At 52.0% G+C, this 23853-nt stretch carries 20 protein-coding genes; 1 reads left to right on the top strand and 19 read right to left on the bottom strand.

Annotated elements, in window-relative coordinates:
• Positions 1-13: 13 nt before the first annotated feature.
• From ccsB to EDD73_RS09565, 17 genes are all read right to left on the bottom strand, one after another.
• Entirely contained in the window at positions 14-859 is an 846-nt protein-coding gene (gene ccsB, locus EDD73_RS09640) for a c-type cytochrome biogenesis protein CcsB (RefSeq protein WP_131919582.1), read from the bottom strand.
• On the bottom strand, positions 846-2201 hold the full coding sequence (resB, locus tag EDD73_RS09635; RefSeq protein ID WP_131919581.1) for a cytochrome c biogenesis protein ResB: 1356 nt from the start codon (positions 2199-2201) through the stop codon (positions 846-848). Before resB ends, ccsB begins: the two co-directional genes overlap by 14 nt.
• A 73-nt stretch (positions 2202-2274) precedes the next feature.
• Positions 2275-3237, bottom strand: a complete 963-nt coding sequence (locus tag EDD73_RS09630) for a polyprenyl synthetase family protein (protein ID WP_131919580.1) — start codon at positions 3235-3237, stop codon at positions 2275-2277.
• A 154-nt stretch (positions 3238-3391) separates the two neighbouring features.
• The gene (gene thpR / locus EDD73_RS09625; protein ID WP_165876441.1) at positions 3392-4012 is read right to left on the bottom strand and encodes an RNA 2',3'-cyclic phosphodiesterase; all 621 of its coding nucleotides are present in this window, start codon (positions 4010-4012) and stop codon (positions 3392-3394) included.
• A 126-nt stretch (positions 4013-4138) separates the two neighbouring features.
• Complete coding sequence (gene tatC / locus EDD73_RS09620) at positions 4139-4909, bottom strand: twin-arginine translocase subunit TatC (protein ID WP_131919578.1); 771 nt, start codon at positions 4907-4909, stop codon at positions 4139-4141.
• 17 nt (positions 4910-4926) lie between these two features.
• Positions 4927-5997 (bottom strand): cyclic dehypoxanthinyl futalosine synthase, encoded by a 1071-nt coding sequence (mqnC, locus tag EDD73_RS09615; RefSeq protein WP_131919616.1) that lies wholly within the window; start codon positions 5995-5997, stop codon positions 4927-4929.
• Between the two features lie 17 nt (positions 5998-6014).
• The gene (locus EDD73_RS09610) at positions 6015-6926 is read right to left on the bottom strand and encodes a menaquinone biosynthetic enzyme MqnA/MqnD family protein (RefSeq protein ID WP_131919577.1); all 912 of its coding nucleotides are present in this window, start codon (positions 6924-6926) and stop codon (positions 6015-6017) included.
• Between the two features lie 68 nt (positions 6927-6994).
• A complete protein-coding gene (gene mqnE / locus EDD73_RS09605; protein ID WP_131919576.1) occupies positions 6995-8098 on the bottom strand; it encodes an aminofutalosine synthase MqnE in 1104 nt (367 codons plus the stop codon).
• Positions 8099-8146: 48 nt separating this feature from the next.
• Positions 8147-9019, bottom strand: coding sequence for a UbiA-like polyprenyltransferase (locus EDD73_RS09600; RefSeq protein ID WP_243116875.1), 873 nt, complete (start codon positions 9017-9019; stop codon positions 8147-8149).
• A gap of 184 nt (positions 9020-9203) precedes the next feature.
• Complete coding sequence (locus tag EDD73_RS09595; RefSeq protein ID WP_320055183.1) at positions 9204-9935, bottom strand: demethylmenaquinone methyltransferase; 732 nt, start codon at positions 9933-9935, stop codon at positions 9204-9206.
• A gap of 26 nt (positions 9936-9961) precedes the next feature.
• Positions 9962-10780 carry a polyprenyl synthetase family protein gene (locus EDD73_RS09590; protein WP_165876440.1) on the bottom strand — a complete coding sequence of 273 codons (819 nt, stop codon included), beginning with the start codon at positions 10778-10780 and terminating at the stop codon, positions 9962-9964.
• Positions 10781-10925: 145 nt separating this feature from the next.
• Positions 10926-12191, bottom strand: coding sequence for an aspartate kinase (locus EDD73_RS09585; RefSeq protein ID WP_131919574.1), 1266 nt, complete (start codon positions 12189-12191; stop codon positions 10926-10928).
• Between the two features lie 32 nt (positions 12192-12223).
• Positions 12224-13183: a homoserine kinase gene (gene thrB / locus EDD73_RS09580; RefSeq protein ID WP_131919573.1), complete on the bottom strand. Its 960-nt coding sequence runs from the start codon at positions 13181-13183 to the stop codon at positions 12224-12226.
• The gene (locus EDD73_RS15465; protein WP_264672922.1) at positions 13183-13317 is read right to left on the bottom strand and encodes a hypothetical protein; all 135 of its coding nucleotides are present in this window, start codon (positions 13315-13317) and stop codon (positions 13183-13185) included. The genes thrB and EDD73_RS15465 overlap by 1 nt, the downstream gene beginning before the upstream one ends.
• A gap of 40 nt (positions 13318-13357) precedes the next feature.
• Positions 13358-14647 carry a homoserine dehydrogenase gene (locus EDD73_RS09575; protein WP_131919572.1) on the bottom strand — a complete coding sequence of 430 codons (1290 nt, stop codon included), beginning with the start codon at positions 14645-14647 and terminating at the stop codon, positions 13358-13360.
• Between the two features lie 14 nt (positions 14648-14661).
• A complete protein-coding gene (locus tag EDD73_RS09570; RefSeq protein ID WP_243116874.1) occupies positions 14662-15183 on the bottom strand; it encodes an ACT domain-containing protein in 522 nt (173 codons plus the stop codon).
• Positions 15184-15234: 51 nt separating this feature from the next.
• Complete coding sequence (locus EDD73_RS09565) at positions 15235-15924, bottom strand: hypothetical protein (protein WP_131919571.1); 690 nt, start codon at positions 15922-15924, stop codon at positions 15235-15237.
• Positions 15925-16042: 118 nt separating this feature from the next.
• Here EDD73_RS09565 and EDD73_RS09560 point away from each other — a divergent pair, with 118 nt between their 5' ends.
• The gene (locus EDD73_RS09560) at positions 16043-17467 is read left to right on the top strand and encodes a hypothetical protein (protein ID WP_131919570.1); all 1425 of its coding nucleotides are present in this window, start codon (positions 16043-16045) and stop codon (positions 17465-17467) included.
• A 102-nt stretch (positions 17468-17569) separates the two neighbouring features.
• Here the strand turns inward: EDD73_RS09560 and EDD73_RS09555 are convergent, their stop codons facing one another.
• Both EDD73_RS09555 and EDD73_RS09545 read right to left on the bottom strand, forming a co-directional pair.
• A complete protein-coding gene (locus EDD73_RS09555) occupies positions 17570-21802 on the bottom strand; it encodes a Calx-beta domain-containing protein (RefSeq protein WP_406567187.1) in 4233 nt (1410 codons plus the stop codon).
• A 104-nt stretch (positions 21803-21906) separates the two neighbouring features.
• Positions 21907-23433, bottom strand: a complete 1527-nt coding sequence (locus EDD73_RS09545; RefSeq protein WP_131919567.1) for a hypothetical protein — start codon at positions 23431-23433, stop codon at positions 21907-21909.
• Positions 23434-23853: the final 420 nt, after the last annotated feature.

The raw sequence follows: 23853 nt of genomic DNA, 5'->3' as shown, positions 1-23853 counted from the left end.
CGGTTTCGCCTCCTCAGCTTTTCGCATAGGCGTGCAAACCAGTGAGAAAATAGTTGACGCCAAAGAAAGTAAACAACACCGCCATAAAACCGATAATGGCCATCCATGCAGCACGGTTACCACGCCACCCAAAGGTATGGCGCGCATGCAGATAGGCGGCATAAATTAACCAAGTAATCGCTGACCACGTCTCTTTGGGATCCCAAGCCCAGTAGCGACCCCAAGCAAATTCCGCCCAGATCGCGCCGGTGATGATACAAAGGGTCAACAGGGGAAAACCGACTGCTGCAATCAAGCGATAGCCGATCTCATCAAGACGTTCCGGCGACGGCAAGTGTGCGCCGATACCGGTTGTGCGCCCTGATTTGATGGCGCTTTTTTTCCATAAGTACATAACACCGACACCAAAGGAAAAAGCAAAGGCACCATAGGCCACCATGGCCGTGATCACGTGATAGGTCAGCCAATTCGATTGCAATGCCGGCATGAGCGGACGACTGGCCCGCGATACCGGGTCCATCAGCATCGCCACGTACGCTAAAATCAGCCAAGCCACAGGGACGACAAAAGCACCGGCCAAAGGAATGCGGTAATAGCGCTCGGCAATTAGATAAGTGGCCGCAATCCCCCAGGAAAAGGCCAGCAAGAACTCATAGCCGTTCGTCAAGGGCAAGTAGCCGGCGATCAAGTAGCGCAATACCAGGGCGGCTGTATTCGTTGTAACTGCAGCCACCGTGATCCAGTACCCGCTTTGCGCCAGATAGGGCTTACGCAAAGCCAAGTAAGATACATAAAGCAATGACGCAATACCATAAAGAGCAAATGTCAAATAAAAAAGCAGATTTTCACTCCAGCCCATCGTCGTTCTCCTTTGCTACGTCCGGTTTTGTTTCCGTCAAGCGATGAAATTCATCTACAAAAGCGACTTTGTTTTTGGGCGAAATCCCGGCCCAAGCGATGGTCGCTTGAGCACCCTTTGGTTCTATCGCTGCCCAAATCCGTCGGTAGGGCAAGTAAAAGGAAAGTCCCATCCCCACCAGCAGGATCGCGCAACCGAGCCAGACGATATTGACACCAGGATCTTGTCGGATCAACAAACCAGTATAGGGACGATGGCTCACGATGCCCAGGGTGGCTCCACCGGGCAAAGTCTCCGGTACACCGATCTGTGCGGCACCGACGTCAATCTGCTTCATGCCTTCATAGACCACATAGATGACGCGTGGGTTATTCGGCTCATTCGATTTCGTTTGGGGCGCGATGGCCGGATCAAAATCAGGCACATAACGATAGAGCATAACGGCCAGCTTCGTGCCAGGTACCTGAACGGCTTCGCCTTCTTCCAAACGCACATCCCGGCTTTCTCCGTTCGGGCCGGTAACATGAGTCACCATGTTGGCACCGTAAAAAGCCTGATAGAATTTATAACCTTCATAGTAGAGGGGCTGGTTCACTTCAATCGTCTGGGTAAGTTGTTCCTGACCGTCTTTCAGCACCGTCAAGGTACTGAGCCAATCCTGGATCGTTCCGTCTTCGCGGTAGATCGTTTTAAAATCTTTGACTTGGATCGCCACATTGGACGGCGCACCTAAAAGTCCTCCCAGTTCCGACAGTGCCACTTGTTGGCCCACTTCCAAGGGCGCTTGATCTTCCGTTGACATGTATGTACTGACAACGGCACCGGCCAGCAACACGAGCATCCCCAGGTGCGTAATTAAGGAACCCCAGATACCCCAACGGCCTTTGTCGGCGGCAATCAGTTGCGTCTCACCATCACTTTGGCGTTGAACACGATAGCCTGCCTGCTGCCAGCGCGTAGCGATCGTCGCTGCTACCGCATCGACCGATCCCGGTTGAACACTGGTCGCTTTCGTAGCCAGACTGCGCAAGTCTTCCGCTTTTTTAGCGGCCGGCAAAGCACTGAATTGACGCTGTAAGGCACCAAAGCGGTGAACGGAACAAACCAGCAGGTTCATAGACAAAAGCGCCAAGAGCACTAAAAACCACCAGGTATGATACATGTCAGTTAAGCCAAGGGCATCATATAACTCATAAGAAGAACCGTAAGCCTGAGGCGGTTGATTCTGTGGAATCACGGTGCCGGCGATAGCCGCTACGGCAATCACCAGCAAGAGAATCAAGCCAAGTTTCATAGAGCTGAAAAAATTCCAAGCACGATCGGTCCATGTTTGGTTCGACAAGTCATTCACTCCTTCGCCATTTTAGCACGGCCCTTACAACGGAAAACAGGACTTATCTCACATTATGGGTTGATCAATAGGAACGACGGCCAATAAAATCAGCAATCATCGCCATCGAGTCACGGGCCGGTATGTTGGGCAATCGAGACAGTTCTGCCTTGGCTTTGGCTAGATACAGTTGGGCTACCCGATGGCTCCGCGCAATCGCATCGGTTTGTTTGATGATGCGGATCGCCTCTTGTACTTCCCGCTCGGATTTTTCTTGTTTGGCCAGCAACGTTTTTAATTTGGGATCTTGTACTTGCGCAATCGCTTCCAGCACCGGCAGGGTCATGATTCCTTGCCGTAAATCGGAACCAATCGGTTTGCCCAGTTTGGCTTCGTCAGCCTCCAGATCGAGGATATCATCGGTCACCTGAAAAGCCATCCCCAAATGATACCCATACCACTTGAGCGCCCGAATCATATAGGGTGGAGCATCAACAGCGACGGCACCGAGTTGACAGGATGCCGAAAGCAAAAGCGCCGTTTTGCGCTTGATCCGGTACAGATAGTCACGAAAATTTTGTTCCACATCAAAGGCCGTCGCCATTTGCTGAATCTCGCCTTCACACATCTCCACGCTAGTTTCGGCCAAGACGCGGGCGATGATTGGATTATTCATCTCCGCGATCAACAGCAGCGACCGGGCAAAAAGGTGATCACCGGCGTGCATGGAAACCCGGTTCCCCCAGCGAGCACGCACCGTGGGCGTCCCCCGGCGTGTTTCTGATTCGTCGATCACATCATCATGAACCAAGGTGGCCATGTGGATCATTTCCATGGTTACCGCCAGCGGTAACAACCGCTCAAAGGAATAGTTGTGGAAGCGCCCCGCCAGCAGGACAAAAGCCGGTCGTAACCGTTTTCCTCCGGCATACAAAAGGTGTCCGGAAGCAGCCGTTAACGTCGGGTGGTCCGTATCCATGTAGTTGCTTAATTCTTTTTCCACACGCGCTAAGTCTGCCTGAATTTCCCGGAAAAGCTGAAAAGACATGCCGTCACCTGCTTACGGTAAAGTAAAGATGATCATTAAAGAGGCACGTCTTTGGGACGTGCCCCCGAAAACTTTGTTGCTATTATCGCATAATGAGCCGTGCCCTGTAAAGAAAGGCTTATACCCAGTGTAATTCCTACCTCAAGTGTTAAACTCATACATCTCGCTCATCGGTCCCGGCGTTGATGGTTGGGCCGGGCATGAGAATACGTGCCGATTCGGGTAACCCGAAGTGAAACGTATGGACAGGGCGATAAACCACGCGACCATGCTGCGTCACACTTTCCATCAATACAAAGTGATTTACTTTAAAGGTTGCTTTATTCCGGGGAATGGTCCAGGTCATCACTTCTTCCGTATTAGGCGGAAAAACCGCATGGCGCACTAATGTCACGTGGGGCCGATAATGACGCTCTTCCGTGGGATAGCCTAAAACTTCACAGATCATACTTACGGTTTCCTGAAGATAATTGAGCCGCGTCCGTTCACCTTGAACCCCCATCCAGAGGGCACGAAAAGGATTGCCATAACCAAAACGCCCCATTCCGTCAAGGGTCAACGAAAAAGGGGATGTGTATTTGGCCAGGGCATTTAGGGGGGGAATAAGCAAGTCCGGCACATCGTCCGGTTGCTCGCCCAAAAAGGCAACAGTAATATGGAAGTTATCGGGCTGCGTATAGTTGCCTCGCTTCAGTTGAAACCGTACCCGCCACTGCAGATCGGTCAATGCTTTGGTTACCGTTTCCGGCAATGTGATAGCAAAAAAAAGGCGCATTCTAATCCCCTCCTTTACCATGAGTCGGCATAAAAACCCTCTCGGCGTCGGCACAACCACCGTGCTTGCGAAGAAAAACCCAAAGTAAATGAGACAGTCCGGCTGTTTTTTGCGCCCGTTTCTACACTATGCACGATCTTCCGGCAACGTCTTTTTTTTCGGCCGAATCAAACGGATCATCCAGATACTGATCTCATACAACAAATACATCGGCAAGGCCATCAAGGTTTGGGTCACAATATCCGGTGTCGGCGTAATCACCGCAGCGATGACAAACATCGCCAACAACGCATACTGGCGATACTTTGCCAGCAATTGGTGGGTGATCAAGCCCATCCGCGCCAGAAAAATTAAGATCACCGGCAGTTGAAAAATGATACCAAAGGGTAATATAAAGGTTAAGGCAAAACCCAGAAATTCACTGATCGAAATCATCGGCGTAAAATCACCAAAGGTGATCAAGAACTTGACACCGAGCGGATACACGGTCATATACGAAAAAGCCACACCTGACAAAAATAGCAGCACGGAAAAGGGGAAAAAAATGTAGACATAGCGCCGTTCATGGGAATAAAGGGCAGGAACGATAAAGGACCAGATTTTCCAGAGGATCGCCGGCGATGCAATCACCAGACCGGCAAAAGCAGACACTTTTAAGGCAGCAAAAAAACCTTCTGTCGCCCGGACAATGACGGGTTTAATCTCCAGTTCCGTCAAAGGACGAATCAACAATGCGATCAATTCCTGATGAAAGTTATAGGCACTGATCGCACCGAGCAACAACGCCACCAGGGAAAAGATCAACACGCTCCGGAGTTCCTCTAAGTGATCCATCAACGGCATGGCATGATCATCGGGATTCGTCGCAGTACCTGGCAAGATTTTTGAATTGGTCATGAGCCCGACAAGCCTCCTCAGAACTCCCGGAGAATACGGTAGAGCGTATCGCGTTGCGTCGGTACCTTGCCGGCATCACGAATTGCCCGCAGAATTTCCTCCATAGGTACCCGATTGGTCACACCGGCGGCACGGACAACATTTTCCTCAAGCATGGTTCCGCCAAAATCATTAGCACCAAAAGCCAAAGCGACTTGCGCCATCTTCGCTCCCTGGGTTACCCATGAAGCCTGAATGTTCGGCACATTATCCAACATCAGTCGAGATACAGCGAGCGTTTTTAGATATTCCACACCGCTCGACGCATTTCCTTCCAAGGAAGTGTTCTTAGGCTGAAAACTCCAAGGAATAAACGCGGTAAAACCCTTCGTTTCTTCTTGGGCCTCACGGACCCGTACCATGTGCAACACGCGCTCCCGCAGCGTTTCCATCGAACCAAACATCATCGTGGCCGTCGTCTTCAGTCCCAGGCGGTGCGCCGCTTGCATCACATCCATCCAACGGCGCCAACTGATTTTTTGCGGACTGATCGCTTGGCGTACACGATCGACCAAAATTTCTGCACCGCCACCGGGCAGCGAATCCAGTCCCGCTGCATGCAAACGGGCCAACACTTCCTCTACCGGCAACCCTTCCCGGTCCGCTAATTCAGCAATCTCCGGCGGCGAAAAGGAGTGAATATGAATCGTAAAGCGCGCTTTGATCGCACGCAGAAGCTGCTCAAAGTAGGTAAGATCAAGTTCCGGATGAATGCCGCCTTGCATCAAGATCTGTGTGCCGCCAACGGCCACAGTTTCTTTGATCTTTTGCATGATCACATCTTCCGGCAACACATACCCTTGTGCATCGCCGGGACGCCGGTAAAAGGCACAAAAAAGACATCCCGTTGTGCAGACGTTCGTGTAGTTAATATTACGATCAATCACAAAAGTAATGCGTTCATCCGGATGGTGCCGCCGGGCCACCTCGCGCGCCGCCGCACCTAAGGCCAGCAAATCATCGCTGGCCAACAGCGCTTCCCCGTCATCGAGCGTCAATCGCTCCCCGGCCCAGGCTTTCGCCAAGGCCTCATTGGCTCGCCGCTTCATCGGCTCATTGATGCTGATCATGCTCTTCCCTCACCCCAGACTTTTAGAGGTACCGGCGCCGGCAGCAGGCCAATCTCGGCAGACAGTTGAAAAAACCGCTCTGCCGCTTGACGATAAACACCATCCAAGTCATAGCGAATCGTTGTAAAATAGTCTTCCAACACCGGTAGCGAAAAATCATACTGGTTTTTGGCTGCCGCAATGACTTCCTTTTGATGGGCCGTGCTCCACAAGCGCGCTTGGCGAAAGGCCTCGGCTACCTGATCAATGGCCGTCGTTTCTCGATGGCTAAAGTCGCGGCGAATCGCCCAAAGCGCAAAGACCATCGGCAGTCCCGTCATCGCTTTCCAGACTTCACCTAAGTCGACGATCCATAACGGTTGCTCCTCGTCTCCGACTTGGGTAGCTTGTCCATCACCGGGAACCCCTTGCTGACGGGCTTGCCGTTTGATCGCTCCAAACCCCCAGTGTTCCCCTTCACGGAGCGCATCATCACCAATCAACAGCGCCGCCGGCGCCGCTTGCAGCATGGCGGTTAAGTTCGGTGCCATGGGGAGCAATGAGCAACGCAGGCCGTAGTGTTTTTGGAGCAGGATCTGTAATAGCGCCACCGACGTCGCCGATGACGTGGTCACAGCGATCATTTCACCGTCCAACTCCTCAATCGGCTTACGGCTAAAAAGTGAAATCGATGCCACCCGTCCGTTGGCACTGATCGACACATCAGGCAGCACCCAGCCCGTCTCCGGTTGACTGGCGTAGGCAAAGGCTGAGATCGGCGTAATATCTAACTCTCCGGCCATAAACTTCTGATTCAGTACGGCCGGCACTCCGCGCACCGTCTCAGCGACGAGCGGTACGGCACCGGTTTCAAAGGCATGATAGATGGGAAACACATTCACATAGTCGACTCGTCCCAACCGTAACATCGGCTACCCTCCCTATTTTTGCCAAGACAAAAAGCCGCCATGCCTGCTTCCGGGCATGACGGCTTTGCTTACGCCTCAAAGGTACGAATCACCCGGTACAGGGTGTCCCGTTCCACGGGAACACGACCTGCAGCCCGGATCATAGCTGTTAATTCTTTACGCGTCATCGCCTGACCGTTTTCCGAACCGGCCGCATTAAAGATCTTTTCTTCGACAACGGTGCCGTCAATATCATCGACGCCAAAAGCCAGCGATACTTGCGCCAGTTTCGGCCCGATCATGATCCAGAAGGCCTTGATGTGATCGAAGTTATCGAGCATCAAACGGCCCACGGCTAAGCATTTGAGATCTTCAAAGCCCGTTGTCCGCACGCCTTCCCCTTCCAGCGCCGTGTTTTTCGGATGAAAAGCCAGGGGGATAAAGGTTTGAAAGCCGCCGGTTTTATCTTGTTGTTCACGCAGCCGGATCATGTGATCCACTCGTTCTTCCAGCGTCTCCATGTGACCGTAGAGCATGGTCGCATTGGTTTTTAACCCTAAGCGATGAGCCTCACCATGGATTTCCAACCAGCGGCTGCCGGGGATCTTATCCTTAGCAATCTTGGCGCGAACGCGTTCACTGAAGATTTCCGCACCGCCGCCCGGCAAGGAGCCTAAGCCGGCTGCGATCAGCTTTTCCAGCACTTCGCGCACCGTCAAGCCGGATTGTTCGGCGAAATAATCGATCTCCACGGCAGTAAAAGCTTGAATGTGCGTATCGGGCATCACGCGGCGCACTCGTTCCAGCATTTCGATTTGATAGGAGAAAGGCACATCCCGATGGAGTCCACCGACGATATGGATCTCGCTGGGGTTGCTGTCCATCGATTCTCGGACCTTGGCTTCCACCTCATCAAGCGACAGGTTATAGGCCCGCGGATCATCAGCATCAACACCAAAAGCGCAAAGGGCACAGCGTTTTACACAGATATTCGTCGGGTTGATATGGCGATTATTGATGAAGTACACCGTGTCACCGTTTTTGCGGCGCCGAACCATATCGGCCATATAGCCAATCGTCAAAAGATCATGCGACTGAAATAAGCGCAGGCCATCTTCCCGTGAGAGCCGTTCACCGGCTTGTACCTTCTCCACAATATCGGCCAAAGGGCTTTGTTGCCAAAATTCTTTCATCCCAAATCCATCCCCCTACTGTATCATCCTGTCCAGGGAGCGGTGCTTTTAACGCCAAAGCACATCGATGAACGTAAAACCAAATAAAGCGACACTGATATAACCATTCATAGCAAAAAAGGCCGCATCAAGACGGCTGAGATCGTCCGCCGACACTAAGCGATGCTCGTACACCAAGAGCGCAGCCGCAACAGCCACACCGACATAATAGATCGGACCGAGCCCCAACATCAGGCCCACTGCGGTCAACAAGATCGGCGCCAAGACATGGAGCATTCGTGCGATCAGCAAGCCGCGCGCCAATCCAAAGCGCGCTGGAATCGAATGGAGGCCTTTGGCCCGGTCAAAGTCAACATCTTGGCAAGCGTAAATCACATCGAATCCAGCGACCCAAGTGACCACGGCCAATCCCAGTACATAGGCCGGTGCGTCGAGACTGCCGTTGACGCCGACCCAAGCACCCATCGGTGCCAGGCCGAGGGCGACGCCCAAAACGAGATGGCAGGCCCAGGTAAAACGCTTGGTATAGGAATAAATCGTCAAGACAAACACAGCAATCGGCATCAGCAGCAGCGCCAATCGGTTAAGCATGGCCGCTGCCAGGAACAGCACCGCAAAACTGATCAGTGTATAAATCCAGGCATCGATCACTTTGATGCGGCCTGCAGCCAGTGCGCGCATGGCCGTGCGCGGATTTTGCCGGTCGATATGCCGGTCAATCAGGCGATTTAAGGTCATGGCTGCTGTGCGCGCACCGACCATGGCCACGGTGATCCAAAACAGCACCGGCCATGACGGCAATTGCACACCGGCGACGAGTGCCCCCATATAGGCAAAGGGTAAAGCAAAAATGGTATGCTCAAACTTGATCATTTCCAAAAATTCGCCGATATTGCCAGCAGTGGCAGCGGCTTTGGCCACCGTGATCACCCCATCGATGCGTCTTTGTGACGCTGCTTATTTTTCTCGATCATCCGCTTTAAGCCAATATGAAAACCCGGAGCAGCCTTTGCCTTGTTCAGGCACGCTTCTCCGGCTTTTCACTTCGCTATAATCACCGATGACAATTTATCTTCTGCCATGAACGATCCCCGTCGATACCGACTTACGCCTTAACGCCGACATGAACGGCCACAACGCCGCCAAGCAAGTTGTGATAGGACACTTGTTGGCAACCCAGCTCAGTAAAGACGCGTGCCAGATCTTTTTGGGGCAAAAAGGCTTGGGCCGAACGGGCCAACCAAGCATAAGGTCCCTGCTGTCCCACGGAAAGTTTATCAATCATCGGCACAACACCGTTGACGTAGAAGCCATGCAGTTCTTTGAGCACCGGAACTTCCGGCTTCGCCGTTTCCAGCGAAACAATCGTACCGCCGGGTCGAACAACGCGCAGCATTTCGCGCAGCGCCTGGCGATAATCAGGCACATTGCGCAGAGCAAAGCCAATCGTCGCCGTGTCAAAGCAGTTATCCTCAAAGGGTAACGCCATCGCGTTGCCTTGAATAAACTGAATCTGACGGGCAAGCCGGCCTTTTTCTTGCTTTTCCCGGGCCATCGCCAGCATCTGAGCATTGAAGTCCAGTCCGATCACACGCCCCTTGCCACCGACATGCTTGGCCAGCGCCTGTGACAGTTCCCCCGTTCCGCAGCAAACATCGAGCGCCTCGCCACCAACGGGGACACCGGACAGTTGCACCGTTTTCCGTCGCCAACGCCGGTCGAGATTAAAGGTCATCACCTGGTTCATGCGATCATACCGTGTGGCAATGGTCGAAAACGTCGCTTGGATAAAGCGCTCTTTTTCTTCGGCTGAACGAAAATTACCTATGGCGCCCAAATTTGCCTTCCCCCTCAGTTCTGCCCTCAGACAACCCATTTCGACGTGCAGGGCACGCAAGCTACATCAGCAACAACAACGGCCGATCGTGGTGTTTCGCTCCGCCAGCGTGCGCCAAGATTGTTCAGCAGCAATCGGCAGGCATCGTTAGCTGCACCTTGAGGCAACTGCTCGATCGCATCCAAACCCTGTGCTAACCAGTGGGCAGCTTGACTTGTACTCAGCGACGTCAGGCGTTGCGCGCCCAGCATACCGACGGCTCGTCCAAATTGTTCCAACGCCTGGGACTCTTCAAAAGAAGCATTCCCCGCTTGACCGGCCAAACGGCAAGCCGTCACCACCAGCGAAGTCCCTTCCAGCGTACGCATCGCTTCCGTGTGATTTTCTTGGGCATAGCCCGTTTCCACCAGTTCCTTGCGAATCATTGCACCTTCGTGCATGGCACAGATGGATTGCGAAAGCGGATATAAACAGGAGAGGATCTCTCCTTCACATAACAGTGCAAAAAATCGCGCATAAAGCAGATCACCGACGAGTGCCGCAAAGGGAATCGTCTGCCCGTCACGAATCGTTCCGGCGCGTTCATCAGGAATCGTTCGATGAATTTCCGTAGCAACATGTATACATTGAACAACACTGGCCAGATAGCGCATAGAACGCGTCGTATGGCCAAACATGCGAGCAATGAGCAGCACGACAATCGCTGGATACATCTTGTCTTCATCAAAGGCGTTGGCGCCCATGATGCTCGTATATGATCCTGACTTCAACCGCAACGTCGCCTCCAACTGTGCTCGCACGTTGGACAACTCGGGCAAGAGGTGTTCCCATTTCTTCCATGACATATACATACCCCTTTCCGACAACGTTTTCTTGGGCTATTCCAGCACAGCATGCAACATTTTCTAGGGAGAAAAAGCTGGACAAATTCAGGAACCTCGGCTCAGCAAGGATCCGAGGCTCCAGTGAAACATTATAGCATAGTCAAGGTTACGATGCAAAGCCTTCGTTGTTGGCCGCTTCACCGGCTTCCAGGCCAAAGGCCTCATGGATCGCCACCACGGCCCGTTTGGCATCGGTCGCCATCACAACGCAGGAAACTTTGATCTCCGACGTGGCGATCATTTGAATGTTGATCGACTCGTTGGCCAGCACTTCAAACATTTTCGCAGCCACGCCCGGACGGCTGATCATGCCGGCACCGACGATCGAGACTTTGGCCACATTGTCTTCGAAAGCCACCGCACCGCCGCCGATTTGTTTTTGCACATCTTCCACGACTTTGACGGCTGTTTCCAGGTCATCTTGCACAACCGTAAAAGCGATGTCATTACGATTGTCGCGCATGGCGCTTTGAATGATCATATCGACGTTAACCCGGGCTTCCGCCAGCGCTTTGAAGATGATCATGGCCACACCGGGTTTATCGGGCACATCAAACAAACCGATTTTTGCCACATTCATATCGTAGGCGACGCCACTGACCATTAATTCTTTTTCCATTTGTTCTTTGCCCATTTCGTCACTTACCTCCTGCACCAACGTTCCGGGATTATGATTAAAGCTTGAGCGTACATGGATGGGCACACCGTATTCCTTGCCCAGTTCCACTGAACGCGGATGCAAAACTTGCGCACCAAGACTGGCCAGTTCCAGCATCTCGTCATAGGTAATCGTTGATAATTTACGTGCTTTGGGAACTATGCGCGGATCGGTGGTATAAATGCCGTCCACGTCGGTAAAAATCTCACAGACATCGGCTTGCATGGCTGCCGCAATCGCCACGGCCGTTGTGTCGGAACCGCCACGACCCAAGGTGGTGATTTCCCCGGCTTCGGTTACGCCTTGGAAACCGGCGACGATGACAATATTGCCATTATCGAGTTCCGCATGGATGCGCTCGGGATTGACTTCCATGATTTTGGCCTTGCCATGGACTTCTTCCGTTAAGATCCCGCCCTGGCTACCGGTCAAGGAAACGACGCCGTGGCCCAACTTGTCAATGGCCATGGCCAAGAGGGAGATCGAAACGATTTCACCTGTAGCGAGCAGCATATCCATCTCGCGGGCTTGAGGTTTATCAGTGATCGCCTTGGCAAGCGCGATCAAGTCATCGGTGCTGTCACCCATCGCCGACACGATAACAATCACTTGGTTACCGGCTTCTTTGGTTTCAACGACGCGGCGAGCTACCCGCATGATCCGCTCGGGGGTGGCGACGGAACTGCCGCCAAATTTCTGAACGATAATGGCCATGCTTTCCACTTCCTTGGTTGATAAGTCTAGATCTAGATCGGTTGATAGGGATTGATCGGCTCCGCACCGACAGGACAAGGTTTGAGGTCCATCGTCTGGCACTGCACGCCGTGACGGCCAAAAGCCGCTTGCATGGCCGCCGCAATGTCCTCCGTATTTTCACGGGCAAAGGCTATCAAAGTTGGCCCGGCACCGCTCAACACAGCAGCAAAAGCACCGGCTTGTTGGGCCGACGCAAAAACGTCCTGCATCCCCGGAATCAATTCCTGGCGATAGGGCTGATGCAGGCGATCGTCCATGACTTTCGCCAGCAGTTCCCAATCATTGTGTACCAGGGCCATGATCAGCATGGAGATGCGCGATACGTTAAATACAGCGTCTTTATAAGGAACTGCCGTCGGTAAAACGCTGCGCGCTTGCTTGGTCGACAAGTGAAAGTTGGGAATGGCCACAACGGCACGCATCCCATAGGGCGGCGGAATCTTGCGGCTGATCACTTCGTTGTTACCTTCACCGTGGACCATGGCCGACACGACGATACCGCCGAATAATGCGGGAGCCACATTGTCCGGATGGCCTTCGAATTCCGTCACAATCTCCAAAATCTCCTGATCCGTAAGAGGGTTGCCGTACATTTCATTGGCCGCCACGGCTCCACCGACCAGGGCTGCCGCCGACGAACCCAGTCCCCGTGCCACTGGTATGTGGTTGATTAAACGCAGATGAAGACCGGCCGGTGTCACTCCGGCTTTTTGCCAGACTTTACGGATCACGCGTAAGACGATATTGGATTCACTGCGCGGAATCGACGCTGCACCTTCGCCTTCCACTTCAATCTGGACACCGGAGGGCATCGCTTGCAGTTCGACAATATTAAAAAGCTCCAACGCCATGCCCAAGGTATCAAATCCTGGGCCTAAGTTGGCCGTTGTTGCCGGCACTTGAATCCGTACCCGCTCTTTCTGAGGATGAACTTGTTGCCGGGAAGACATTAGAAGCCCTCCCGTAGCGGGGCTGCCAGGGTGGTTTCGATCATTACCGAGATACCGGTCTGACAGCAATACTGATGCGTCGGGACCGGTGGATACTCGCGATTAGCCGGGCTTATCCCGGACCATCGATTCATGCGTTGGCTCCCCTTTCTTCTCTGTACAGGCGCCGTTCGGTTAGTCCTTTTCAACGCGAATCACGTTACCGATGGCTTCCACAGTCGGCAACGTCGCGAGGATCTGCAGCGCTTTTTGCAAGTTTTCTTCCCGTACGTGATGTGTCACCAGTACGATCTCGGCAGCACTTTCGATTTGCTCTTTTTGGATTAAGGTCTGAATCGATACACCTTGATCACCAAATACGCCGGCAATCGACGCAAGCACACCGGGTTTTTCCGTCACCAAGAGGCGCAGATAATAGCAGCACTCCACCTGGCCGATGGGCTTTACTCTCTTTTCGTGGTAACAGGTGCAGGCAATGCGTCCGGTATGGCCGTTGATGATGTTGCGGGCCACATCAATAATATCACCGACTACGGCGCTGCCGGTCGGTAAGTCACCGGCTCCTCGCCCGTAGAACATAGTCTCGCCGACGGCGTCACCTTTGACAAAGATGGCGTTAAAAGCATCTTGCACGGTCGCCAGCGGGTGCTGCGAAGGAATCATGGCCGGGTGTACCCGCGCTTCCACTTGGCCTTCGCTTTCTTTGGCAATCCCTAACAGTTTAATTGTATAGCCTAGTTGTTGTGCATATTCGATATCGCGGGCGGTGATGCCCGTGATGCCTTCCACATAGACTTGATCCAAGGTAACGCGGGAATTAAAGCCGATGGAAGCGAGAATCGCCAGCTTCCGGGCTGCATCCAAACCTTCCACATCGGCCGTAGGATCGGCTTCGGCATAACCAAGTTCTTGGGCTTCCTTTAGCACATCGGCAAAATCAGAGCCTTCACTCGTCATCTTGGACAGGATAAAGTTGGTTGTGCCGTTGATGATCCCTTTGATCACTTCAATGCGGTTACCAGCCAAACAAATCTTCAGCGGCCGAATGATCGGAATACCACCGGCTACGGAAGCCTCGAATTCCACATCGAGCTCTTTGGCGGCAGCCAGATCAAAAAGTTGTTGACCATGAACAGCCATCAAATCTTTATTGGCGGTAACCACATTTTTGCCCGCTTTTAATGCCGTTTCCAAGTAATCCAAGGCCGGGTGGATGCCGCCCATCACTTCGACAACGATCGAAATCTCCGGATCAGCAAGAATATCGGCGGGATTATCGGTGAGCAGTTCCGCATCCACAGGAACACTGCGCGGTTTTTGCAAATTCCGCACCAGTACTTTTTTGACTTTTACCGGACGCCCTAAGCGCCGGGTAATATCTTCGGCGCGGCTTTGCAGGATGTGCAACGTGCCGCCACCTACCGTTCCTAAGCCCAGCATGCCTATCCAGATTGGTTCTTGCATCTTTTCGACACCTTTCATTGCTCAATCTCCAACGCCAGCTTTTCGTCACCGATGAGCTGGACGCTACGCACACCGGTCATGCGGCGCAGTTCACCAAGTAAACGCGGTATGTCGATGACCATGCGGCTGATATCCAAGACAATCGCTACCGCCGCCATTCCTCGCTCCGGTACGGCCTGGTTGATGGTCAAGATGTTGCCGTCAACGGCCGCTACCGTGTTCAATACCCGTGATAAGATCCCTGGTTGATGCTCAAGCACGAGCCGCACGGAGATCACCGGCTGAGGACCGGACCCTGGCGAAGGCAGCACACCATCCTTGTACTTGTAGTAGGCGCTGCGACTCAAGCCCACTTTTTCTACGGCGTCACTGACTTTGGCGACTTCCCCTTTGGCCAGCATTTCATTGACAATGGCTGTCTTGAGAATCGCTTCGGGCAAGATGTCGCCGTCGACTAAAAAAAAGCGTTTGGGTCCTGTGCTCATGGCTTCACCTCTGTCCACGTACGAAGGAACTGCTCCCTCCACTGTAGACATTATAAATGCCGCCCGGCAGGACGGCAACCCAAACAAGCAAAGTCAGTCAATTTATTTTTTTCTGCGCCCACCGACGATCACCAACAGGGCCATCAAGACCAACGCCAGGGGTAACAACACTTGTAACGGTTGGCGCCATGCTTGCACTTCCAGCGCTCGTAAGGGGTGCATTAGGACGGAACTCCAGGTCGCTTCCGGTTCGCTGCCAATCTGTAGGATGTACACGCCGGGGCGACGGTTTTGATCATAAATGGCGATCGTATACTCGGCATCGGCCGGTGCAGTTAATTGAAAGACCTGCGTAAGGTCCAGGTCCATCTTGTTGGCTTGATCTTGAACCGGGCGAACTTTATTCGCCGGCTGCACAATATGCAACCCGGCTCCGGCAGGTAAACTAATTTGTTCCGGTACATCTTCCGGCAGCGCCAGACCCGGGCCCATGACAGCCACTGACGGGCTGGCGACTTCATCGCCGGCATCACGCGGGATTAACATGGAAAGGCGCAGTTCCTCGCCACGTTGTACGGGAAACTTGAAATAATCGATCGGGTGCTCCGGTGTCAATCGGCCATAGATACTGCTTGGCGTTACCGGCAAAACCAGTGCTTTGGTTAAGCTGTCCGCACGATCACCCGGGAAAATCGCTGTGGCTGCCCAGCCGATGCTGCCACTCCAAAGCAGCAGTCCTATGGTGAGCCACCGGCAAAGCCACCACGGCCATCGCTGTTTTTTTCTTGCCATTGCTCCCACGCCCCCTCTTTGAAGATTATGCTTCTTCAGGGAGGGGGCATTCTTTTTACCACGAAAAAGCCTCTTCTGGTATACTGGAGGGGTAAGATCCTTTAAAGGGGCGCGATGTATGCGAAACTCCGGCTTTTCTCGCCGCACTTTTTTCCAACTCGCCGGCGGAAGCGTGATGGCCTATTTGACCTATCGTTACAGTTTACAGCTTCTACCGTCGGCCGCGATGACGCCACCGGCAGAGCCAAGCACGGAACCGCTGGAATGGAATCGGCCTGAACATACGGTGACGGTCGCCGGCATGCAGATCGGCCGCCGCAAGTTCCCCTACCCTTATCAAGCGGCCGTGGCGATCACTTCCGATATTGACGGCACAACGATCGATAAATTCGGGGAAATTCATGAGTTTCTCAATACCCGGGCCAGCACGGCCATGGGTTCCGGTTTAGGCTTGGATATTGCCGACTCTTGCTGGATGTATATCGGCACCAACATTGCCGGTAAGGTTCACCCGGACGGACGCACGCTGCAAGATCAGATGAGTTACTGGCGCGGCACGTCTTCCCAACCGGCCCATGCCGAAGCGATTCGCCATTACCTGCGGTGCGGTTGGATCGATTCGCTGCACTCCTATGGTGACTTTAACCGCCAAGATGGGCAGGACATCGCTTTTTCCCGCCGACTGGCCGAACAGGCGGCGAATGAGTGGCAAAAGCGCGGTATGCAATTTCCGGTTTGGATTGATCATGGCAATGCAGCCAATGTGCAGAACTTTGGCGGGGCCGATCAGGACAATCTTCATTATCAACAAGGGGACAACCCGGCTTCACCGTACTATCATACGGACTTGCTCGGAAGCAGTGGCATCACTTTTCTCTGGGGCTCCACCCGCTCCACAGCGGAGGCGAAACTTGGCCGAAACAGCTTGCTTTTTCCACTGACGCTGCGTGATGGTCGTCGTTACTGGGGTTTTTACCGTTATACCAACAGCGGACTTGATGCCAACGGCCAGCCGGTCTGGAACTGGAGCGCTCATTTGCTCAAAAACCAATTAAATGAAGTCAATTTTCAAGCGTTAAAGTCGGCCAATGCCTATGCTTCCTTTGCTCAGCATCTTGGTGGGCATGCCAATTTGCCGCACCCCTTCCGCCCGCTGGAGTGGGAACCGTTGCAAGCGCTGGCTGCGGAGTATCATCGCGGTGACATCCTGGTGGCGCGTACAGCGCGGTTGCTCCGCTATAACGTAACGGATCTCTTTGTTCACTGGCAAGCAGCGGAGGACCCTGCTGATCCCCGGCGTGCGATCATCCGGATCACATCAATTGACGATCCGGTGCGTGGCAGTTTTGTACCGACTGTCGATGACCTGCGAGGATTAACCTTTTACTGTGATGATCCATGGCGAGTGACTTTACATATTAACGGTGTGCCACTCGATCCGCAGCTGGTGCAACGTAACCCTCCTGACGCGCGTGGACAAGCTTCGATCGGCGTGGCCTGGTATCCGGCGGATAGGACCAATTACCGGTACGATCGGCGCTAGGGCATTCTATCGGCTTCCTCAATTTCGCTTATATCCAAACCCAAGCAAAAACGGTCAGTAACACCAACCACTGGTGTCACTGACCGTTTTTTTATAAAGAAACTAGTTGATTAAATTGGCTTTTTGCAGCATCCGCATGACGATGGCTGCTGTCTCCGCCCGGGTAATGTTGGCACCGGGGTTCAGATTCATATCACTGCCGACAACAATACCGTTTTTGATCGTCATCGCTGCGGACTGGGCGGCCCAAGGAGCAAGATTCTCACTATCGGCATACTTCTTCAACACTGTGAATCCATCCTGTTCGGAAAGGGTTGTATTGATACCAGCAATTTTCATCGCTCTGGCGATCATGGCCATGGCTTCTTCCCGCGTGATGGCTTTGTTGGGGTCAAAGGTGATACCATGTTCTTCCTTATAGCCACTGACGATACCATAATTGTATGCTGTCGCTACCGTTTTGGTGTACCAATCACCGGCGCTGATGTCGCGGAAGGGATTAGCTTTGCCGGTTTCGTGCAGCCCCAAGGCTCTGGCGATGATGGCTGAGAATTCGGCACGGGTGATCTCACGGTCCGGTTCAAAGGTAGACTCGGTAACACCATTGATCACTAAGCGCGAACCCATTTCATTGACGTATTTTTTCGCCCAGTGGTTGGCCACATCAACAAAGGTCTTGGGATGAGCGATCACCGCATAGGTGCTGTTGGTTAAACTATTCATCTTAGCATAATATTTTCCGTCAATCTGTACAATCTGTGTCGGCACGTGGGTGACCGTTCCATCGGCGTTTAGGACCACACCGGTGGTGACTTTTGTCGGGTCCACACCTTCCGGTATGGCAATCATCCGCTCTACATAGGCATTAAATTGGTTTACAGGAATCGTTTTGTTTTCATAGGAGCACGTCACCGTAAAGTCAACGGGCGGTGCCATGATCGTGAATTCACCTTGCTTGGCTGCATTCTCCACAACTTTGATCGCTTCCTGCGGCGTCTTCGCGATGGTTACTTGTACTTTGATATCATGCAAAGCGACCTCGGTGCCGATTTGTTTAGAAATTTCATTGATGTTGATTTGCACTGCTGGCAAAATATAGGATGCCTCTGCTGTTCTAACTTCCAGGGAAGCTTGTTTTTGTTCCATATTGCTGACCATCTGACCGGTCAGTTCACCGATAATGATATCCGATTTGGCCATAGCCGGGATGGTAATAAGGGGTTTCTCTTCTTCTGTGGCTAGGCGTTGCTGCAACTTTTGCTCATTCGGGGTGTAAATGCTGACGGTTTTGTCGTTTTGCGATACCGTATTGACACTGGCCGAGTTGGTTTGTTCCTGGCCATTGACAAAAACAGAAAGGCCGTTAGCTATGCTGTTCTGGCTATTTTGCGTGTTCTGATTGCTTGATCGGCTGCTGCCGAGCGACCGTTCGAGGATGGTCAAAGTCGCTTGATCTCTCGTTCCCAGCACCAATCCGCCGGTCGGATTGGATAGGGTCAACTTTAAGGAACGGGGAGCGCTGGCGTTGTTCCGATTGAACACAGGTACCTTAAAGGTTGCATTGATTTCACCGGGAGCAAAGGTCACCGTTTCATTGGACGCGGTGTAATCTGTTCCGGCAAGGGCCGTGTCATCAGCAGTAGCTACATCCACAGTTGCCTCATTTTCGCTTTTGCCGGTACGTTCGATGTTGATCTCTGCCGTTCCGGCATCCTCTCGAATAGAATAGGCAGTGCTGGTAAACTGCACGGTGCCGGTTTCATCATCAAGAATGGTCAAGACAGCACCATCGCCGAGCAGCAGCCCGCCTGTGGGGTTGCTGAGGGACAGATTTACGGTTCGATCACCGTCCAACCGCCCATTATCGAATAAGGAAATGGTAAAGGTCTTGCTGGTCTCGCCAATCGCAAAGGTCAACGTGCCACCCGTCGCCGTATAATCTTTACCGTCAACGGCGGTGTCATCAGCAGTGCTATAATCCACCGAAGCCTCCACGTCATTGCGACCAACACGTTCCAGCGTAATGTCGACAGTGCCAGCATTTTCGGCTGCGCTGAACGTAGGATTGCTAAACAGTACGGTACCGGTTTCATCATCAAGGATCGTGATTCTCGATACCTTCTGCTGCCCTAAGGTGGTGCCTCCCGTTGGATTGCTGAGCGTAAGTTTCACTGTCCGGTTTTTATCATACAATTGGTTATCCAAAACAGGAACAGTGAAGGTCTTGGTTGTCTCGCCGATGCCAAAGGTCAACGTGCCACTCGTCGCCGTATAGTCATTGCCACTTATTCCAGTGGCGTCTTCTGTCGTATAATCTACCGTAGCCTCTGTTTCACTGCCATCAACGCGTTGCACCGTGATCATCTTGTTGCCTGTGGCTACATTTTCCTCGACGTTGTAGCTGCCGCTGCTGAATTGGAAGGTACCCGGCAGGATTACCTTCATCACACTGATCTTATTGCCCTTGTGGTCATCACCAAAAGTTACGTAAGGAATCGGGTAGCTGGTGGGAGTCGGGTGAAATACCGCTAATTTAGGCAGTATGGCCTTTCCTTCCGTAAACCCTTCCGCTCCGACCAAATTCCATTGCTCCCCGTCGAACTTCATCACCGTGGCCTTCTCGCTGTTTTTGGTGTCCATAAAGGCTAGGTAGGGCGTACCGTTATCCACAAAGAGCGAAGTAAACAAGACCGGTCCTGACGAGAATCCGGCATTACCGATGGTTTTCCACGTAGTTCCGTCAAACTTCATCACAGTAGCTTTGGCCTTTTTGAGGATATCTTCAAAAGCTACATAGGGAACACCGTTGTCGACAAACAAGGAAATATCTGTCGCCGGTCCGCAAGAAAATCCGGCATCACCGACAATCTCCCAGTTCGTTCCGTTAAATTTCATGACCGTTGCTTTTAAGCATTTTTCGACATCAGAATAGGCCAGATAAGGGGACCCTTTGTCGACATAAAAGGTGGCTATCCCGTTCACCGATTGATCAATGCCGACTTGTTGCCATTGTGATCCGTCGTATTTCATCACGATGGCTCTAAAGTTTTTGCTGTCCTGGTAAACCACGTAGGGTGAGCCGCTTTTTGTATATACGGCCATTTTTAAGGGCGGATTTTCCGTGAACCCTTTATCGCCAACAGTGCTCCAAAGCGGATTTACGCCGAAAAGCGATGAGGATTTGATCACAGTTGCTTTCAGCCCACTGAGACCGTCACGGTAAACGATATAAGGGGTGCCTTTGTCCATATAGAAAGCGGCCCCTGCTGCCAACGGTGAGTACGGGATGCTGTCCGGGAATAACTCATCCGGTACGAGTTTCTTCAGCAGATCGATCAAGCTTTGGCCGGTCAGTCCGGGGATGTCAATCGTCTGATTGGGGACCAAATTCGAATTCAAACCGGGAATGTTGATTTGTGACGCGAGATCGCGCAAATTCAAGCCCGGCACAGTTATATTCGGCAACAATGTTGACAAATCCAGTTTTCCTGTGAGCAATGCATCTTGAAGAACGGCTTTCTGCCAGTTTTGGCCGTCGTATTTCATCAACGCTGCATTGGCAAGGTTCTTGACGTCTATGAATTCAACATAGGGGGTGCCGTTATAGAGCGAAATGTTCGGAGCAACGCCGACTCCCGGTGAAAATCCGGCGGGCCCTACATAAGTCCACATTTCATTGATGGCCGGGCCACCGGATTGCGATGCTTCGTCATCGGCAATCGCCAATGTGGCTGTTTTTCGTGATCCCAGGGTAGCGTCACCGGTAGGATTGCTAAGTTGGAGATCGAGGATGCGCGTCCCGTCCAACAGTTCATTGTTGGTGATGGTTACGGTAAAAGTCTTGATCGTTTCACCGTTGCCGAAGGTCAAGGTTCCGCTGGCAGCGTCATAGTCAATCCCAGCAGCGGCAGAATCATCGCCTGTGGCATAATTCACAGTAATAGAACCGTCACTGCCACCAATTCGCTCAACCGTAATCATTGCGGTACCTGCGTTTTCGGCGACACTGTATGTAGCATTGTTAAATTGAACGGCGCCGGGTTGCGGCACTTCATCATCCATGATCTTCAGTACAGCCGAACTGGTCGTACCCAGCGTCGCACCGCCGGTTGGGTTGCTCAAGGTGAGCTTGACGGTGGTGAAGCGGTTACCGGTCAAGTTTACCGCCTGGTTGTCCATAATCGGCACGGTGAAGGTTTTGCTCGTCTCACCGTCGGCGAAATTTAATGTGCCTGTTGTGGTTGTGTAATCGGCCGGAGTTGTTGCTGTGCCGTCGCTGGTGGCGTAATCAACGGAAACAGCACCATCGCTGCCGCCGACGCGGTTGACAGTGATCTCCGCCGTGCCGGAAGCGGCATTTTCCGCTTCGCTAAAAGTAGCGCTGCTGAATTCGAATGCGCCATAGACAGGCTGCTTGATTTGGGCAGAGGTTAAGGTGATCAGCGAGAATTTGACGATGGTGTTGCTGGCGTCGACTTCGTAACACCGAGATACTTGTTGGTGGTGTCATCGATACCGCTGATGTTGGCTTCTGCCGTATAAGGATCGATCACATCATTGCCGCTGGGTGCCGTATCGCCGACGTTCGGTGTGGTAATCGTCGAAGATGATTTTTTGATGACGAGGTGATTTCCGGAATTATCGGTAACGGTGGCCGTCACTTTGGTCGAGTTGGCTGCCGTTCCTTCAGCTGCTGTGGCTCCTAGTTCCGGGGCGGGGGTGGGGGTATATTGTAGGAGAGCAACTTTTCCTCCATTCCAAAGAGCCAAGTTCGTGGTGCCATTGGTTACTCTTAATGTAGGATACAACGCAGGAGTTGAAGAAAAGCCCAGACCACCGACAGGAACCCAATCAGTGCCGGTATACTTCATTACTGAGGCCTTGGCGCTCTGGGTACCGTCTTGATATGCCACATAGGGGATTCCATTATCCACATATAAAGATAAAGGAAGCCCTACGGTTACCGATATATTTGGTAAGGTTAACCCTCCTATCGAGAAGGTAGCCCCTACGGGATTGGAAAATCCGTCGCGTCCGACCGACTCCCAAATTTTTGTGATGCTGTTATATTTCTTAACTGTTATCCTTGAGAACTGATTCTCATCTTGGAAAGCCAGATAAGGCACACCATTGTCAATGTACAACGATACCAGTTTAGCAGTTCCCGAAGAAATCGAAGTGCCGGCAGATTCCCATGATTCCCAATCAGTACCATTAAATTCTAACAGACTGGCTTTGTCACCATTATCGGAATCGGGAAAAGCGATAAAAGGGGTACCGTCATATACATCCAAAGACACATTGCCCCATGTAGAATTTGTACTCTTTGTTGAGCCCACTTGGCTCCAAGCATTGTTGATATATCTTTTTACAAGTATTGACGAACCTTCTTTATAGGCCACGTAGGGGACGTTATTGATCACAACTAGCTTGATTGATGTTGGGTTTTTGCCTGAAAATTTGGTAGAACCGACAGCACTCCATGTATTGCTATTATTAAGCTTCATTACGGTCAGCTTGCCATCAAAATTTGTAAGGGCCGATAAGCCCGACGTTACGTCTTTTTCCAAATAAGCAACATAAGGTGTGCCATTATCAACGTACAATGACATTGATAACGAATTAACACCTACACCATCAACACCAATATTGCCTGTACCCACCGGATCCCAAGTGGGAGGGGTAGTACCGGTATTAAGTTTCTTTACCACTACTTTTGGTCTCAAAATCTTAGTGGCATTGGAGATGTCCATATATGCCAGATAATATGTACCATTGTCATAATAGGCTGCAGTAGCTGAGGCAGTTGGTGAAGCATCACCACCAACTTTATCCCATGTTCCTCCTGAAGCAGCCAGGGCAGCACCGCCACCCGGCAGCGGCAAGCTCACATTCAGTACCAGACCAAACAACATCCATAGCGTCAGCAATACTGCTATGGATTTACGTACTACTCTACGTCCCATGTGCACTCCTCCATGAAATTGTTTACTCCTGCTTTCCAATTACCATTCTACGAAGTCCTGAAAAGTACATTGATGTTCTTCCATGATGTCAAGAGAAAAAAGTATTTTCTCTTTCCAACCCCCTTTGCTAAAAATCTGGCCATACTATCGTATGAATTTTTACTTGATGGGCCGCGAAGACCAAAAGAAGGTTTTTGCACCATTAGATCCATGGTTATATTAACATCTATTCTATCGCTCGCCTCTTACAAGCTTCTTACAAACCTCTTAAAATTCATCACCTTTTGCTACTCCTTCGGGATGTTATGTGTTTAATAAATTTAATTGAGTCTGTCTAAAAACCCCCGCATCCCAAGGGTCGATTCATAAAACTCAGTATTCAATGGTATTTTGTGCCATTTAAAGGTATTTTGGCTTCGC

Origin of the sequence: Heliophilum fasciatum (assembly GCF_004341395.1) — a bacterium.
Classification (GTDB): domain Bacteria; phylum Bacillota; class Desulfitobacteriia; order Heliobacteriales; family Heliobacteriaceae; genus Heliophilum; species Heliophilum fasciatum.
This window is presented reverse-complemented; position numbering and strand designations above follow the sequence as displayed.

What these genes read in the sequence shown, in the direction of transcription:
- EDD73_RS09545 (WP_131919567.1), bottom strand. Translation starts at nt 23,433, where the DNA reads ATGGGACGTAGAGTAGTACGTAAATCCATAGCAGTATTGCTGACGCTA.
- thrB (WP_131919573.1), bottom strand. Translation starts at nt 13,183, where the DNA reads ATGTCTTCCCGGCAACAAGTTCATCCTCAGAAAGAGCGGGTACGGATT.
- EDD73_RS15465 (WP_264672922.1), bottom strand. Translation starts at nt 13,317, where the DNA reads ATGAATCGATGGTCCGGGATAAGCCCGGCTAATCGCGAGTATCCACCG.
- mqnC (WP_131919616.1), bottom strand. Translation starts at nt 5,997, where the DNA reads ATGAAGCGGCGAGCCAATGAGGCCTTGGCGAAAGCCTGGGCCGGGGAG.
- EDD73_RS09630 (WP_131919580.1), bottom strand. Translation starts at nt 3,237, where the DNA reads ATGTCTTTTCAGCTTTTCCGGGAAATTCAGGCAGACTTAGCGCGTGTG.
- ccsB (WP_131919582.1), bottom strand. Translation starts at nt 859, where the DNA reads ATGGGCTGGAGTGAAAATCTGCTTTTTTATTTGACATTTGCTCTTTAT.
- EDD73_RS09575 (WP_131919572.1), bottom strand. Translation starts at nt 14,647, where the DNA reads ATGCAAGAACCAATCTGGATAGGCATGCTGGGCTTAGGAACGGTAGGT.
- thpR (WP_165876441.1), bottom strand. Translation starts at nt 4,012, where the DNA reads ATGCGCCTTTTTTTTGCTATCACATTGCCGGAAACGGTAACCAAAGCA.
- tatC (WP_131919578.1), bottom strand. Translation starts at nt 4,909, where the DNA reads ATGACCAATTCAAAAATCTTGCCAGGTACTGCGACGAATCCCGATGAT.
- mqnE (WP_131919576.1), bottom strand. Translation starts at nt 8,098, where the DNA reads ATGAAAGAATTTTGGCAACAAAGCCCTTTGGCCGATATTGTGGAGAAG.
- EDD73_RS09585 (WP_131919574.1), bottom strand. Translation starts at nt 12,191, where the DNA reads ATGGCCATTATCGTTCAGAAATTTGGCGGCAGTTCCGTCGCCACCCCC.
- EDD73_RS09560 (WP_131919570.1), top strand. Translation starts at nt 16,043, where the DNA reads ATGCGAAACTCCGGCTTTTCTCGCCGCACTTTTTTCCAACTCGCCGGC.
- EDD73_RS09570 (WP_243116874.1), bottom strand. Translation starts at nt 15,183, where the DNA reads ATGTCTACAGTGGAGGGAGCAGTTCCTTCGTACGTGGACAGAGGTGAA.
- EDD73_RS09610 (WP_131919577.1), bottom strand. Translation starts at nt 6,926, where the DNA reads ATGTTACGGTTGGGACGAGTCGACTATGTGAATGTGTTTCCCATCTAT.
- EDD73_RS09565 (WP_131919571.1), bottom strand. Translation starts at nt 15,924, where the DNA reads ATGGCAAGAAAAAAACAGCGATGGCCGTGGTGGCTTTGCCGGTGGCTC.
- EDD73_RS09590 (WP_165876440.1), bottom strand. Translation starts at nt 10,780, where the DNA reads ATGTCATGGAAGAAATGGGAACACCTCTTGCCCGAGTTGTCCAACGTG.